Annotated in this window: 15 protein-coding genes; 7 read left to right on the forward strand and 8 right to left on the reverse strand. The window is 44.9% G+C overall.

Translation table 11 applies throughout. The features are described from left to right. Window positions 1-44: 44 nt before the first annotated feature. The 3 genes from MHH93_RS10455 to MHH93_RS10465 are packed head-to-tail and all read right to left on the reverse strand — an operon-like array spanning window position 45 to window position 2209. On the reverse strand, window positions 45-410 hold the full coding sequence (locus MHH93_RS10455) for a hypothetical protein (protein WP_500053989.1): 366 nt from the start codon (window positions 408-410) through the stop codon (window positions 45-47). 27 nt (window positions 411-437) lie between these two features. Continuing rightward, on the reverse strand, window positions 438-731 hold the full coding sequence (locus tag MHH93_RS10460) for a hypothetical protein (protein WP_124117265.1): 294 nt from the start codon (window positions 729-731) through the stop codon (window positions 438-440). A gap of 32 nt (window positions 732-763) precedes the next feature. Next, complete coding sequence (locus tag MHH93_RS10465) at window positions 764-2209, reverse strand: lipase family protein (RefSeq protein ID WP_500053990.1); 1446 nt, start codon at window positions 2207-2209, stop codon at window positions 764-766. Window positions 2210-2355: 146 nt separating this feature from the next. Between MHH93_RS10465 and MHH93_RS10470 the strand changes: the two genes are divergently transcribed. Next, entirely contained in the window at window positions 2356-2634 is a 279-nt protein-coding gene (locus MHH93_RS10470) for a hypothetical protein (protein ID WP_240662205.1), read from the forward strand. Between the two features lie 357 nt (window positions 2635-2991). Next, window positions 2992-3525 carry a hypothetical protein gene (locus tag MHH93_RS10475; protein WP_124117268.1) on the forward strand — a complete coding sequence of 178 codons (534 nt, stop codon included), beginning with the start codon at window positions 2992-2994 and terminating at the stop codon, window positions 3523-3525. 149 nt (window positions 3526-3674) lie between these two features. On the opposite strand, the gene MHH93_RS10480 is transcribed toward MHH93_RS10475, so the two are convergent. The 3 genes from MHH93_RS10480 to MHH93_RS10490 form a co-directional block, all read right to left on the reverse strand. Further along, window positions 3675-3953 (reverse strand): hypothetical protein, encoded by a 279-nt coding sequence (locus tag MHH93_RS10480; protein ID WP_500053991.1) that lies wholly within the window; start codon window positions 3951-3953, stop codon window positions 3675-3677. A 104-nt stretch (window positions 3954-4057) separates the two neighbouring features. Further along, window positions 4058-4270, reverse strand: coding sequence for a hypothetical protein (locus tag MHH93_RS10485; RefSeq protein ID WP_500053992.1), 213 nt, complete (start codon window positions 4268-4270; stop codon window positions 4058-4060). A 178-nt stretch (window positions 4271-4448) separates the two neighbouring features. Further along, window positions 4449-5738, reverse strand: coding sequence for a galactokinase (locus MHH93_RS10490; RefSeq protein ID WP_500053993.1), 1290 nt, complete (start codon window positions 5736-5738; stop codon window positions 4449-4451). 276 nt (window positions 5739-6014) lie between these two features. On the opposite strand from MHH93_RS10490, the gene MHH93_RS10495 reads away from it, so the two are divergent. The 5 genes from MHH93_RS10495 to MHH93_RS10515 all read left to right on the forward strand — a co-directional run bounded on the left by MHH93_RS10495 (window position 6015) and on the right by MHH93_RS10515 (window position 10540). Then, window positions 6015-7271, forward strand: coding sequence for an MFS transporter (locus MHH93_RS10495; protein ID WP_339239930.1), 1257 nt, complete (start codon window positions 6015-6017; stop codon window positions 7269-7271). 59 nt (window positions 7272-7330) lie between these two features. Further along, window positions 7331-8257, forward strand: a complete 927-nt coding sequence (locus MHH93_RS10500) for a DUF2268 domain-containing putative Zn-dependent protease (RefSeq protein WP_500053994.1) — start codon at window positions 7331-7333, stop codon at window positions 8255-8257. Next, window positions 8232-9002, forward strand: coding sequence for a MerR family transcriptional regulator (locus MHH93_RS10505; protein ID WP_500053995.1), 771 nt, complete (start codon window positions 8232-8234; stop codon window positions 9000-9002). The genes MHH93_RS10500 and MHH93_RS10505 overlap by 26 nt, the downstream gene beginning before the upstream one ends. A gap of 329 nt (window positions 9003-9331) precedes the next feature. Then, a complete protein-coding gene (locus tag MHH93_RS10510; RefSeq protein ID WP_124117275.1) occupies window positions 9332-10057 on the forward strand; it encodes a hypothetical protein in 726 nt (241 codons plus the stop codon). A gap of 39 nt (window positions 10058-10096) precedes the next feature. After that, a complete protein-coding gene (locus tag MHH93_RS10515; protein WP_494352802.1) occupies window positions 10097-10540 on the forward strand; it encodes a hypothetical protein in 444 nt (147 codons plus the stop codon). A gap of 46 nt (window positions 10541-10586) precedes the next feature. Here the strand turns inward: MHH93_RS10515 and MHH93_RS10520 are convergent, their stop codons facing one another. Continuing rightward, complete coding sequence (locus MHH93_RS10520; RefSeq protein WP_500053996.1) at window positions 10587-13031, reverse strand: DEAD/DEAH box helicase family protein; 2445 nt, start codon at window positions 13029-13031, stop codon at window positions 10587-10589. Then, the gene (locus tag MHH93_RS10525) at window positions 13015-13341 is read right to left on the reverse strand and encodes a nucleoside triphosphate pyrophosphohydrolase (RefSeq protein ID WP_342571971.1); all 327 of its coding nucleotides are present in this window, start codon (window positions 13339-13341) and stop codon (window positions 13015-13017) included. Before MHH93_RS10525 ends, MHH93_RS10520 begins: the two co-directional genes overlap by 17 nt. Window positions 13342-13453: the final 112 nt, after the last annotated feature.

The following is a 13453-nucleotide window of genomic DNA, read 5'->3' on the forward strand; positions in this document are numbered from 1 at the left end:
ATTCATAAAATAACGGCAATGGCCGGCCTACGCTCAACTAGCTTTTACTTCTTATAATAATCCATTACCCGCAACCGCGTAGTCAGGATCAACGTCTGAGGAATAAGCACGAAGATAATGTACATCAGTACAATCAACCATAGATGTGCCGCAAAATTTTCTGCGCCGAACGATGGTTTCGGAAGTTCAATCCAATACCACCATGACGGGATGGCAATTAACCATGTCAGTCCCGTCGAGAGGAACATATCTTTCACACTGCTCCACAGAAAGCAGAACAACGCGACGAACAAAATGGGACCTGTCCAAGAATCCAATATCGGGCCCCAGCTCTGAAAGACAAAGATAATGGCAGGATATAGAAGGTTGATGGTCCAGCGCCAGGTCGAATTGTTATAGATATACATCATTCCTCCCATCTCGGAAAATACGGACAATTAATAAGGGTTCCGAGCTTTGCGTCGATCTTCGCGGTCGGCCTCTTCCATCTTCCTTATATATTGTTTTAATTGTTCTTTGTGTGCTTCTAGCTCTGCCAATTTGGATGAAGTTCCTTCAAGAAACGCTGACATTTTTGTAGACAACTGTACTGCAGACTCTCCCTTCCAATCTTGCAGTCTTCCATATATGTTTCGCATCTGCTGTTCCTGTTGAATCAAGCGTTGCTGCAACTGTTCACACTGCTGGATCGCTCTTCTCAAATCCGACAGAGAGACAGATATTCTTCCCATATGTACACCTCCTGTAGTTCCTTGCAGCTAAACTATTCTCGATCTGCCAAAACAAAATCCTGTCTTTTCCGTTCGATATAATCTGCGATCTCTGTAATGGATTCTTGGTACCACCGATTAATCCGCTCCAACGTTGCTGTAGCATCATAGGCAATGGGTGTAAAGGACTGGCTCTCACTTGTTGATATATGCGCTTGGAACATCTGGATTGAAGAGCACGCATCATTGGCAAAGCCATGCAGACTTTCCCGCATCTGTCTGGAAGCATGTCCAAGCTCCTCAGGTGTTAGTTGAATAGTGCTCCCATGTTGGTCGCCAACATAGTATGCCGAGTTCTGTCTATTCATAGCGACTGAGCTGATTCCTAGTACTGTTGCAGCAAGTTGGCCGAAACCTCCCATAGCAGAACCATGCTTCTCAACAAACGTATTCATCGCTTCCTTAAACTCTTCTCTTGCCTTCATCATCTCTGAATAATTCTCTACTCTAGGCTGACCGTCCACACGTTGACCATCTATCGTATACAATGTATTACTTATGTTCCCTTTCGCATCGAATGTAAAATGATCCATACTATGTGTTCTCTGTCCGACTAGCATGGAATCCAAAAACTTAGATAGTACACTCTGTTCTCCGGATATAGATGGGACACGAATAAATTCAAACGACCACTTGTTACCGAACAATCTTTGTTCCCACCACGTCTCCCGAGGTATCGGTAAGAACATGGGGATGGTTTCGTAGCGATTAGCATCTTCAAAAGTCGAATTGATATAATAAGTTGCACCGACATGCTGCTCAGCATTCTTCACACCAGAACCTACAGAATCCCCTGGATGGACATAGGCCACATTCGTTTTCAGATAATCTCCGTTCCGCACCTTCTCTTGCAAATCATCAGGAAGTAAATGTACAATACTTGGCGGATTATAACTCGCTGACGATACTCCATTACGAATCGCGACATATTCAGCCTGAGCACCTCCCAACGAGTGTCCAGTCGTTGAGATATCAGCTTCCGGGTACTCTTCCTTCACTTTATCAAAGAGGTTCAGTGCCTGAATAAATTGATTATTCTGATACCTAGATTCAGCTTCAATGAAAGGCATCTGTTTATGCAGAGGTAGCGACGCAATCTCTTCCTTATACTGCTCCATATAATTGTGAGTTTCCTCCAAATTCTTGGTTCGGTTACCCACAACATCATTTAAATCAGTCTCCCAATCTGTTATTACACTCCATTTGGGACGATCAGGGGGTTCAGTTCCCCGATAACCAATAATAACTTGATTATTATCCTCATTGTAAAACACTGTAGCATCAAATCCTGAACCATTTGTATCGTGAAGCATGGCGCCCCTCGGTTCAACTATTGTCCAACCTGGAAGATTTTCATTTTTATATCCGGATGATGGTAAATCTCGTTTGTATACCTCATCAGCAATGGTCCAATAGGTCTTATCATTTATGTATGTCATGATACCCCACCTTGTCTATTACATTAATTTATATTAAAGTGTGCTTAGAGTTTATTTCCATAAAAGGAGAATTAACGCTTATGCGAATAAAACCTGCAGCTCTGACCTTACTTATTTTTCTATTCTTATTAGGAGGATGTTCAAGTATGTCTACCTCAGATAAACAAAATATTGTAGAAACAGCTACACCAATAAGTGTTGAGTACATAAAGAAATACTATAATGCCGACTTTATTGTAACGAGTCACGATATTGATGATCCTTCCATTCATTCACGACTATATCTATACGGTCATATAACGGGACATGAGGATGAACGTATCACCGTTTCCTATAACTACGACTCACAGGAAGTTATCAGTGTAGAAGGACCTGGCTGGTTTATCGATAGTCGAAACCCGAAAAAGGAAGTACCTTCCTCCTGAGAAAAAACTGCAAAGTAATACATCAATTTTTATGTTTCATTAGGAATGACTTGGACCAAATGTCCAGGTCTCTTTTTTTTCAGTTGTTAGGCGTAGTTTATTTGTAACAATTTACCTGTATTTATATCCATTCATTATAAATCAATATCTGTACACCCGAAAACAGATGCCTGCAAAAATAAGCAGAAAGTCTGTAATTTCAGTTTGAATAGCTAAACAATATTGAATCCATCTAGGCCGTTTTGACCAGATAAACCACTGATATACTTAATTATGGCAGAGAAATGAAGAAAATAAGCATGATTTTGGATATTATTGCTCATACTACCTTCAGGAAATTATTGAAGGAGTGACAGTATGAGTTTAAAAAGGTTCATCGCCGTTGGAACCGTGTTAACCTGCTCAACTCTGTTATGGGGCTGTGGCAATGGCACTGCGAATAATGCTTCCCAGCAACAGAATGATACCGTTCGCTCGGAGAGTTGGAGCGATCCCAAACGTCTGGAAGCTTCCCATCTGGAGGCGCTTGAGCGTATGGAGAAAGATCATATCCACCGGATGGTTTCTCTTAGTGCAAGTACAGATGGAGATAAAGTCATGACCACGCTTGAACGGTCGAGCCAAAAGCTGGAGGAGATGAGACCGCTCGCCGAAATGCTCCAGCATGAAGGGCATCCCGCATTATTACAACAAATTCAGGAGATGTCCCGTGATATTCAAGGTTCCAAAACGGTCATTGCCGAGATGAAGAATTTGCCTCAGGATGGTAAGATTAAGATTCAATCCGAGAATTCCGATTCCTTGCATCACATCAGCAGCTTCCGCGATTACCACCAGTATATTCAGGAAAACTTACAATCTTTGAACAGGAATACTTCTGATTCACGCTAAACAACACCAATACTGTTTACCTAATGACTCATCCTTGCGAAAAAGCATGGCCCTTTTGTCAGACCCGTTGCAATTCGTTACATGCCAAAGGTTAGACAGTGACGAGTAATCCTGACCAACTCCTCTCACTGGCTAACCTCACCTCTCTGCTACTCACTCGCACCCAGATACGTCAGTAACGCCGCGAGCGTCGTCACAATAAAGATGTGCATCCATACATTGGCCGCTCCATACGACATGTTGAAAAACCCCAAATAGCTAAAAGAATCGCCTCCGTAACTACCCATTTGGAATATGAGCAGCATACACAGCAAAATACTGAACACGACCACGGTCAGCGCTCCGGCTTTCAACCTTCTATCCTCATCCATTCGAAAAATCAACAAAACACCAAATACGATCGCAATAAAAAACACAATAAATAACATACGGGATTGATCTCTCCTTATCTCTCTAGTTGTCCACTACTCTACCCATAGAGATACCCAGATGAACATCGTAAATAACAAGACGGGCACAAGAGCACCTGTGGTTAAGATAATCCATAATGTCGTGGGCTTGATCCTTTGGCAGTATGCATCATCTTACGCATCCGATCTTTGCGCCACTTGGCGAACCTGAGCTGTCTGATCATTCGATTTAGAACGTTCTGCCGCTCCTCTCCCTCTTCGAATTCCTCGATCGCACGCCGCAACTCGTCATATAATTGAGCTTCTTCCGGCCCAGACTCTGTAGGTGTAGCCATCTGATCCTTCCTCCCATGAGAACATTATTGAGATACAACCACTACTTAAATAACACATTACGTCCCTTCAAAGTTTGAAGTTTTTCCAAAAATGGAATAACCCAAAAAAGCCCGGGCATCGCCCGGACTTCCTTGAATTACAACTATAACTATTTATCTGAGTACTGTTTAGCCAGCATTAGGCGATCAATGCATTCAGGCATACCGCACCCTGTGCACGCACATTAACAACAATAATTGGCGTGTCCAACATGTCGTGCATCCAAGACATATACTCTTCCACTTTTTCGTTCGGAAGAATTGTAAGGATAACCCCTGCGAATCCACCGCCATGAATCCGACAAGCGCCGTCACCCAGGTTTTGCAGATAATTCTCAGTCAGTGCCAGCGCGATGCCAATCTCTTGCTCCTTCACAGCACCACTCTGATATACATTCTGCAGCCACTTCCATGACGAGTTACCGGATGCGGTAATCAGTTTCAGGAAATCAGCAAAACGTCCATCACGCAACGCCTGAACCTCACCATCGACACGATTATTTTCCTCCAGGAAATGAAGCGCACGCAGCACGGCACGATCTCCAGCCGCTTCACGAACCTTCTTGAGGTTGGCGTAGATTGCGTCTGCCGTAATTTCCCGAACATACTCACTGCCCAGCGCCTGAGCAACCGCTCTCATCTCATTGGGCACAGCCGCGTAATCTTCCGTTAGATCGGCGTGATTCCCGCCCGTATTTACAATGACCAATGAGTAACCGTTCTGTTGGAAATTCCATTGAACAGGCTCGATAACAGGCTGTGCAGGATTTTCAAAATCAATGGCAATCAGTCCTCCGTACGCACAAGCCATCTGATCCAGCAGACCGGAAGGTTTGTTCCAATAATGGTTCTCCGCATACTGACCGATTTTGGCCAAAGTGACAACATCCATTGCTCCATCATTATAGAAGTGATTCAAAATCGTACAGATCAACATCTCGAATGACGCCGAAGAACTCACTCCAGATGCCGAGAACACGTTACTGGAGAGGTACGCTTGGAAGCCGCCTACCTTATATCCGAATTCTCCAAATCCCGCAGCCATACCGCGAATCAATGCTGTTGTGCCATCGTCTTCCGTATTTGGCGTGAGGTCAGTGAGATCGATTACATATTTCTTGTCATAGCCTTCTGAGTAAAAGGTAATAACCGACTCCGCAGTTGGTGCTGCCACTGCAATCGTATCCAGCGTAATGCTGCCCGCCAGCACCTTACCATGGTTATGATCGGTGTGATTGCCGCCAATCTCACTGCGTCCTGACGCGCTGAACAGCTTGCTTCCTTCTTGTGCGCCAAAGTACTCTTCGAACGTTGCGTTCAACTTCGTGTAACGTGCAGTCTGTTCCGCTACTTGTGATTGTCCATACATTTGGGCAAGCAAAGCTTGGCCCTCCGTGGATTGGATCAGATTCAATGGTTGTGTCGTCATTAATAATCCTCCTATGGATGTGCAGCTTTTATTTTTGGGCTGTTGGTGAACATGGTTGTCGCATCTGTTTCATGCCTTATTCCTCTCCCATTATCTCAGCTTCACAGCGGAAAAGGTAGGGTAGAATTGAAAGTTTGTAAGCGTTTTGTGAAGTTATTTAATGTAAAAATAGGATTGAAAACCATTTTTCAATAACTTACATTGTTATTAAGTGAAAACACATTATTTCCCAATCTTCTTGTAGCTATGCTTTACATCTTATTGGTGGAGGGAACGATGAAAATTAAGTCGAACTATACCAAGTTATTCGGTGCATTTTCACTGACATTTTTGGGTGATGGACTCACGCTTGCTGCGGTTCCTTGGCTCATATCCACACTTACAAGCGATACGCTGTATGCCTCTGTCACCATGACGGCACTTCGTTTACCATGGCTTCTCTTCAGTCTGCCCGTGGGTGTTCTCATCGACCGTTACTCACGCAAACATATGCTGATTGGGGCTGGCTTTACACGAATGATTCTTCTGCTCGCTCTGACGTTATGTATCTGGGGAGGATGGGTGAGCATTCCGATTCTGGCTCTGTTCATGTTCGGGATCGGGCTTAGCCGGGTCGTATTCGACTGTACGGTGCAGACGGTCATCCCTCAACTGGTAGATGAGACTAAGTTGGAAAAAGCCAATGGGCAGTTCACCGCCGGACAGTTAATCACAAGTGATATTCTGGGCGTTGCTCTGGGAGGGTTCATCATCACCCTGCATATTGTTTTCCCTTTTGCCATAGACGCGGTAACGGCTGTTATTGCTCTGCTCTTTTTGATCAGTATGAAGGGAAACTTCTACCCAGGAGATACGGAAACAACCAAGAAGCAAGTTCGCCCGATGAAGAATTGGAAACGCGAGATGTGGTCCGGTATTCAATATGTCTATCATGATCGTTTTCTCCGCGGATTAGCCGTTCTGTCCGTCACCATTACGCTGATGTATTCCATCATTCTGGCTACTCAGATCTTCTTTGTACGAGATGTGCTTCAGTTGGATGCTTTTGCATTCGGTATGCTCATCTCCATCGCAACCATCGGCAGCATTGTGGGGAGCCAAGCTGTTGCATATATGCGCAAGAAATGGAGTACAAAACAATTGATTATCTCCTCCATTCTGTGCATGGGAATCATCTACGGTGTCGTGGGACTAACCACGAATGCATATATGGTAGGTGGCCTATATTTCTGTGCTGCATTTTTCATTATTGTCTACAATGTTACCCGTTCCTCCATCCTGCAACGTTCCGTTCCTAATGAGATGCTTGGCCGGGTTGGAAGTGTGTTTCGCTTTCTTTCCTTTGGCATTAGTGCCATTGGTACGCTTCTCGGCGGATTATTGGTGCGGGTTAGTGAAACGACGTTCGATCGCGTATTCTCGCTGCAACTCCCTTATCTCTTGCTAAGCTTGATCTATATCCTGTCTGGTCTGGTATTCACGATGAAAATGAAGAATCATGCAGAGAGCCAGCAGCCTAACATCAACGCTTGACTGTTACGTTAGGTCATACTTGATAATGATCTCAAGCGAATAAGAAGGAGAGATCAAGAATGAAGATTACCGCGTTACGTTCAGATCTAATTTATGAGGAGATCATTCAGGCTGCACCCGATGAGAAATTGGAGTTATACCGCGAGCGTATGATGGGTCCCTTTATGAACAAATGGAACATACAACAGATCCCGTTTCGATCTCAGGAGCCTAACGGCTTCGATGTGATCACGATGAATAACTTGTTGAATATCGCTCCCGCAGATATCACACTTGAGATTAACGAATCGTTAGCTGCGATCTCGTCTGAATCATTTTGGCAACAGTGTCATGAAGCTGTTCATACGAGTCTATCCACCTTTATAGAGCACGGGATTGAGCTATCGGTCTCCGAATATCTATATACCATTTTATTGGGTGATAAGAATAGCCCTTCACTGACCATGAACGAAGGTATCAGCGGAGACGGTGGAATCCCCGGTTACATTATTGCGAACCTGATTCCAAATAGATATACTCTACCTCGTATGCAATCCGTGTTAGCCCATGAATGCAATCATAATGTGAGGTACCAATATATCCAGTGGAATCCACAGATTACGCTTGGCGAGATGCTTGTTAGCGAGGGGTTGGCTGAGAGCTTTGCGACATCCCTGTATGGAGAAGAGTTGCTGGGCCCCTGGGTAGCCAAAACGGATATGGAGACTTTGAACAACGTTATCAAACCGAAGATGAAAGATCAGTTGCATGTCACTGGTTTTGACCAGATTAATCCGTATCTATACGGCGATGAACTTGCCACAATGCAAAATTTCACGCCCGTAGGTATGCCCTATGCGGCTGGCTATGCCTGCGGTTATCACCTAATTCAATACTACTTGAACAAAACAGGTACACCGATCACCGAAGCAACTATTACTCCGGCAAGTGTTATCCTTGCTGAAACAAAGGACTTTTGGAATGAAGACACCCTATTTCACCGTTAAAGATATTATTCAAATCACAGGCATCACCAAACGCGCATTACACTATTACGATAAAACGGATCTCCTAAAACCGAGCAAAGTCGAGGACAATGGCTATCGGTATTACGATCAAAAGGCACTGGGGGATCTGCAAATGATCCTCTTGTTCAAAGAAATGAATTTCTCCTTGAAAGACATTGCCGCCATGATGCAACTTTCGAAAGGTGAACAAAAAGATATTCTAAAAGAGCACCGCAGTACACTCGTTCAACGCAAACAAAAACTCAAAACCATCATCGACCAGTTGGACGAGTATGTGGATGGGACAGATATCTCTCATCTTCATCTGTTTGACGACTCTTCCATTCTGTCCATTCAAGAGCAATACGAATCCGAGGCGAAGTTCATCTACGGAAATACCGAGAAATATCAGGAATTCGAAGCGAACGTGAGTCAGCTGTCTGCGGGAGAGCAAGAACAAGCCTACCAGCAGTTTTCGATCAACATGGAGCAGGTATTTCGGGAGTTGGCGAAACATCAGGATCAATCTCCTGCTTCTGGTGAGGTACAAGCGTTAGTGGGTGAATGGAAGAGTTGTCTGGAGCAGTTTATGGTCTGTGATACTGAGATTCTGAGATGTATTGCGGAGGCCTATACGACGGATCGTCGCTATGCAGGTTATTTCGATCAGTTTGGCGATGAGGAATTTTTGAGGTTTTTGTATCAAGCGATTATGGTTTATGTGGAGGGTGGGGAAGAACTTTGAGTCCCGTTTCCTAGTATTAGTATGGTTTCAAAAGTAGACTCCACAGTAAATGTCTCCCCTGCGTATTGTGCACAACGTCCATTTATCCCGATTCGCCTGATGTAGCGTTTGCTATAGCTTCATTATCCACTTATAAACCACAACTCTCCAAATTTAAAATTCACAGTTACGAAAGAAATTAAGAAGTCCTCCTTTTTTCCTGGTCCATTTGTATTAATGTATATAAATCCCACATAATAGGTACCATTTGGAAATTATATATGTTAGGGTTATTAATGTTGGCCAACACAAATAAACCAACTCAAGGTATATTAGGGAGAGATCATTAATTGAAGAAATTTTTAAGTTTAGTGATAACATTGACCTTAGTATTGTCGTGTACTACTATAAGTTCAGCTTCTGCTAATGCGAGTGTGGAAAGCAATGAGAACTCTGAAATCAGTAGTCTATTTACCAATTTTATAGATACTGCATTTGAGAATACCGAAGATTTTACAGTTAAGGATCTTGAAGGTTCAGTTGTTACAGATCGTTTTATTGAAGTTACTAAAGAACATCATGAAGCAGCAGATTATCGGACAATACAAAATATAATTATAGAAAACAACTGGTTTTTATCATATAGAGAACATTCTCCAATAGACAACTTAAAAGAATCAGGCTTAGAAGTTAATGCTCTAAGTAACATCAGGGGAGAGAATGTCTCGGAGAGATTCTATCACATTGCCAAAGATACAAGAGACAAATTCACAAAAGAGTGGGTCGTTACTCTTTCAGGTAATTTCTCTTATAATACAAGTACATTTAAAGTAACAGCAGTTAGTGGACCTAAAATCAGCCTTACCACAGCAAACTTCGGAGCTATGTTCTCCCCGGCGCTAGAAGACATCTATACCTATAATTCTTCTTCTGGATCTACGGCTACCTTCAATGCAAGATATAAAATGAGAGCTGTACTCGGATTATCTATAGGAGATCTTCCATTAGGAGTCAATCTCGATTTCGGAACTCATACGGATACTATGAACGCATATCCTTCCGTATTACAGCCTTAGATAGAAATGTCAGTTTATTAAGTAAAGAGGTGATCATACATGAAAACAAAAAGTGAAAAGCTACCAACTCTCTTTTTACTTATATACGCTGTCCTAATGCTTGTAATTTACAGTATCTATCTATTTTTAGAGAATACCCGATTAAGTCACTCTCAACAATGGCTATCTGAAGGTATCTTAACTCAAGATGATGTTAATTCCATAAGCCAAACCGGAAGATGGACAACCATCTCAGAATCTGCGTTCCTCATTCTATTCGTGATTGCATTCATTTTTGTAATGTATCAATTTCAGAAAAAACCTTTAAAACATTTTCTCATCTTCAATGCAGCATTATTCATTGGGATTGCAGTAATTAGTTATGTGGTTTCACTTGCTAGCTCCATGCCGATAGGTAATTCAGTTCAACCCGTTATTATCCCTGCGTTTTTACTTGTTGCCCTGTGTATCTATACGTTATGGAAAACAAGAAATGGAAAATAGAAACCAGACTACATACCATAAAACGGTGTGTAGTCTGGTTTTTCGTTTAACTAGGGTTCCCCCGCTCAAAATACACATGCAACCGATACAGACAAATCTCCTTCGTCCAGCGATACAGCAACGCCCGTTCCTCCGCATCCTGCACCTGCACATTCAGTGAGAACAGGCCATCCTCGAATCGTGTCATGCTGCCCTTTGCCCCGCTCCACATCGACATTGGCATATCAATAATCAGTTTCTCAATCCGTGTTGCCGTCCTCTCGTTCCATTCCCAGAGCGCCAGCTTGTCCTTGTCTGAAAAGTCTTTCCGTTTCCGGTATTCCTTCTCCGTCAGATACGTATGGAAAAATCCAGCCATCTCCCCCGGCGTGATCGGGTCCATCCAATGCGCTTCGCCTCGCTCCAGCATGTACAGTAGCACGATCATCTTGTAGCTTTTGTTCATGATCGTCTTCTCTACATCGCGCAGCCACGCCTCATGCCGGACGTACATTTCTCCCTCGGTCGGGGACAGCAACTCCGCCCAATACAGAAATCCAACATAGGAACCGAATTCGCTCCGATACCCGATACTCTTCGAACGCCCCATCAGGTGCAACTCCAGATACGTCGGAATACGCCCCAGTTCTCGCTTCACATCCAGAAAATCCTGATGCAGCTTCTCGCGGCGCGGTAGCCGTTTGCGGCTCAGCTCCTGAAGCAGGTTAACCACCCGGGTCTCCAGATGAATCCCACAGTTAGCCGGAACCTCAGGCACTGCCGAATCCATCGCTTTTCCGCTTCGTTCCTCATCTCCGCGCACATCCAGAAGGCTCAGCTTCACATCCGCATTCCGGTAGTTTCCGATCAGGTCGATAATGACACAATGCGATTTTCCCTCCGCTAGCCGCAGACCTCGCCCCACCTGTTGGGTGAACACCGTGAGCGACTCGGTTGGACGCACGAACAATAGCGTATCCACACGTGGAATATCCGTCCCTTCGTTGAACAGATCCACCGTTAGAACAACCTCCAGCTCACCCGTATCAAGCTGTCGAATGGCTTCCTCCCGCGATATCTCCGATGTACGCGAATGCAGACTAAGTAGCTTCACGCCCTGACTTCGGAAATACGCAGCTACAAAGTCTGCCTGCCGGATCGACGAGCAAAAGCCAATCGTTCTCGTCTGTTTGTGCCGGGCCCAGGCTGCATAGATTGTCTCTACGTACTCCTCTTGCAACTGAACGGCCATGAGCTGTTCTTCATCATACTTTGTCCCGATCCAGCGAATCTGCGAATAATCTGTATCGTCGAATACTCCATAATATTGAAATGGCGCCAGCCAACCTCGCCGGATCGCTTCAATAAAATGCATCTGGTACGCCACATTCCCATCACAGAGTGCATACACATCCTTGCCATCCAGTCGATCCGGGGTCGCCGTAATGCCCAGCAGGAACTTCGGCTGAAAATGCTCAATCACCGACATATACGTCTTCGCAGCCGCATGATGGAATTCGTCCACCACGATCAGATCAAATGCATCCATCGCAAAACCATCCCGGTGCTTCTGCATACTCAGCGTAAAGATCGAAGCATACACACAATCCGCCGCCCCATCCTTATACTGACCGTTATATATCCCATGACTGCGCTCCGGCATGATCCGTTGAAAAGACCTCTTCGCCTGAAACAGAATCTCTTCCCGATGCGCCACAAACAACACCCGCTGGAACCGCTCGGCGAAGAAACCCGCCAGATACGTTTTGCCAAGCCCGGTCGCCATAACGACCATCGCCTTGTCGTACTGCTCCTCCATCGTGCCATGAAGTGCTTCGAGGGCATCCAACTGAGCAAAGCGCGGTTGAATCGGCACCAGTGACAGCTCGGCGGTTTCTTCCTCTTTGTCCTCTGGCAGACCTGTGCCAAATTCCGCTTCTTCCATCTCCATGATGCGCTGGATCATCTCCGGGTTCTTCTGGTGATATTTGCGATACTCTTCCTCATACAGTTCAATTGAATCCGGGTTCACCGGCAAGGTTGTCTCGTGGTAGAAGCTCTGCATGAACTTATCCAAAGCCATCTGGAACGTATATGGCTCCGCCTCCGCATTCATCGCAAGATTCCACTCATATCCCGTCTTCAGCGCCGTGAACGAAAAGTTCGACGAGCCAACGATCAGTAGTCCTTCGCCGTTGTCATGATCAAACAAATACGCTTTCGGGTGAAAAGAAGTCCCCATACTTCGCCACAGCCGTGCTTCAATTCGTGGATCGACCTCACAGAGCGCCCGAAGTCCTTCCGGCTGCGTAATATACAGATAGTCTCCCGCGAGCATTCGTACTTCTGCCCCACGCTCTGCCGCCCGCTTTAAATGCGGCGCAAGCAGCTTCACACCAGACTGCATGATAAAGGACGTCATAATATAAATCCCGGACGCATGCTGCATCCGGGAAATGAGTTCGTCTGCCAGGTTATCTGTAATGAGTTTAACGTTAAGCTTCGTCGACATCGATCAGATACACTCTCTCCTGGAATCCACCACGTGCCTCAGCCTTGTCCGCCCTTAGCTTATCCAACTGCGCCGCATTCGCTCCATGCACCTCTGCCAGCGCCCGGATCACTTCGAGCATGTCGGCTAGTTCTTCCAACGCTTCCTGATCACTTCCTGCACTCATGTATTCTTCCGATTCTTCTTGCAGCTTTGTTCTTAGTTCTTGCTTATACTCCTCCGGGTCCAGAATGCTTGTGCGACATTCCTTACCACTGGATGTGATAATATGCGGAATCTTGTCCCGTACCAATTTGTTGTATGTAGGCATGTGGTATAACATCCTTTCTGCTGTGAGAGCCTTCAAGCCTCGCGCCAGAATCTCCCTTTTTGCCATTATACCATTTGCCATGGGGAGGGATCGGTTGATTTTGTAAAGTAGT

This window comes from Priestia sp. FSL H7-0729, from assembly GCF_038005685.1.
GTDB lineage: Bacteria > Bacillota > Bacilli > Paenibacillales > Paenibacillaceae > Paenibacillus.

What these genes read in the sequence shown, in the direction of transcription:
- MHH93_RS10455 (WP_500053989.1), bottom strand. Translation starts at nt 410, where the DNA reads ATGATGTATATCTATAACAATTCGACCTGGCGCTGGACCATCAACCTT.
- MHH93_RS10460 (WP_124117265.1), bottom strand. Translation starts at nt 731, where the DNA reads ATGGGAAGAATATCTGTCTCTCTGTCGGATTTGAGAAGAGCGATCCAG.
- MHH93_RS10465 (WP_500053990.1), bottom strand. Translation starts at nt 2,209, where the DNA reads ATGACATACATAAATGATAAGACCTATTGGACCATTGCTGATGAGGTA.
- MHH93_RS10470 (WP_240662205.1), top strand. Translation starts at nt 2,356, where the DNA reads ATGTCTACCTCAGATAAACAAAATATTGTAGAAACAGCTACACCAATA.
- MHH93_RS10475 (WP_124117268.1), top strand. Translation starts at nt 2,992, where the DNA reads ATGAGTTTAAAAAGGTTCATCGCCGTTGGAACCGTGTTAACCTGCTCA.
- MHH93_RS10480 (WP_500053991.1), bottom strand. Translation starts at nt 3,953, where the DNA reads ATGTTATTTATTGTGTTTTTTATTGCGATCGTATTTGGTGTTTTGTTG.
- MHH93_RS10485 (WP_500053992.1), bottom strand. Translation starts at nt 4,270, where the DNA reads ATGGCTACACCTACAGAGTCTGGGCCGGAAGAAGCTCAATTATATGAC.
- MHH93_RS10490 (WP_500053993.1), bottom strand. Translation starts at nt 5,738, where the DNA reads ATGACGACACAACCATTGAATCTGATCCAATCCACGGAGGGCCAAGCT.
- MHH93_RS10495 (WP_339239930.1), top strand. Translation starts at nt 6,015, where the DNA reads ATGAAAATTAAGTCGAACTATACCAAGTTATTCGGTGCATTTTCACTG.
- MHH93_RS10500 (WP_500053994.1), top strand. Translation starts at nt 7,331, where the DNA reads ATGAAGATTACCGCGTTACGTTCAGATCTAATTTATGAGGAGATCATT.
- MHH93_RS10505 (WP_500053995.1), top strand. Translation starts at nt 8,232, where the DNA reads ATGAAGACACCCTATTTCACCGTTAAAGATATTATTCAAATCACAGGC.
- MHH93_RS10515 (WP_494352802.1), top strand. Translation starts at nt 10,097, where the DNA reads ATGAAAACAAAAAGTGAAAAGCTACCAACTCTCTTTTTACTTATATAC.
- MHH93_RS10520 (WP_500053996.1), bottom strand. Translation starts at nt 13,031, where the DNA reads ATGTCGACGAAGCTTAACGTTAAACTCATTACAGATAACCTGGCAGAC.
- MHH93_RS10525 (WP_342571971.1), bottom strand. Translation starts at nt 13,341, where the DNA reads ATGCCTACATACAACAAATTGGTACGGGACAAGATTCCGCATATTATC.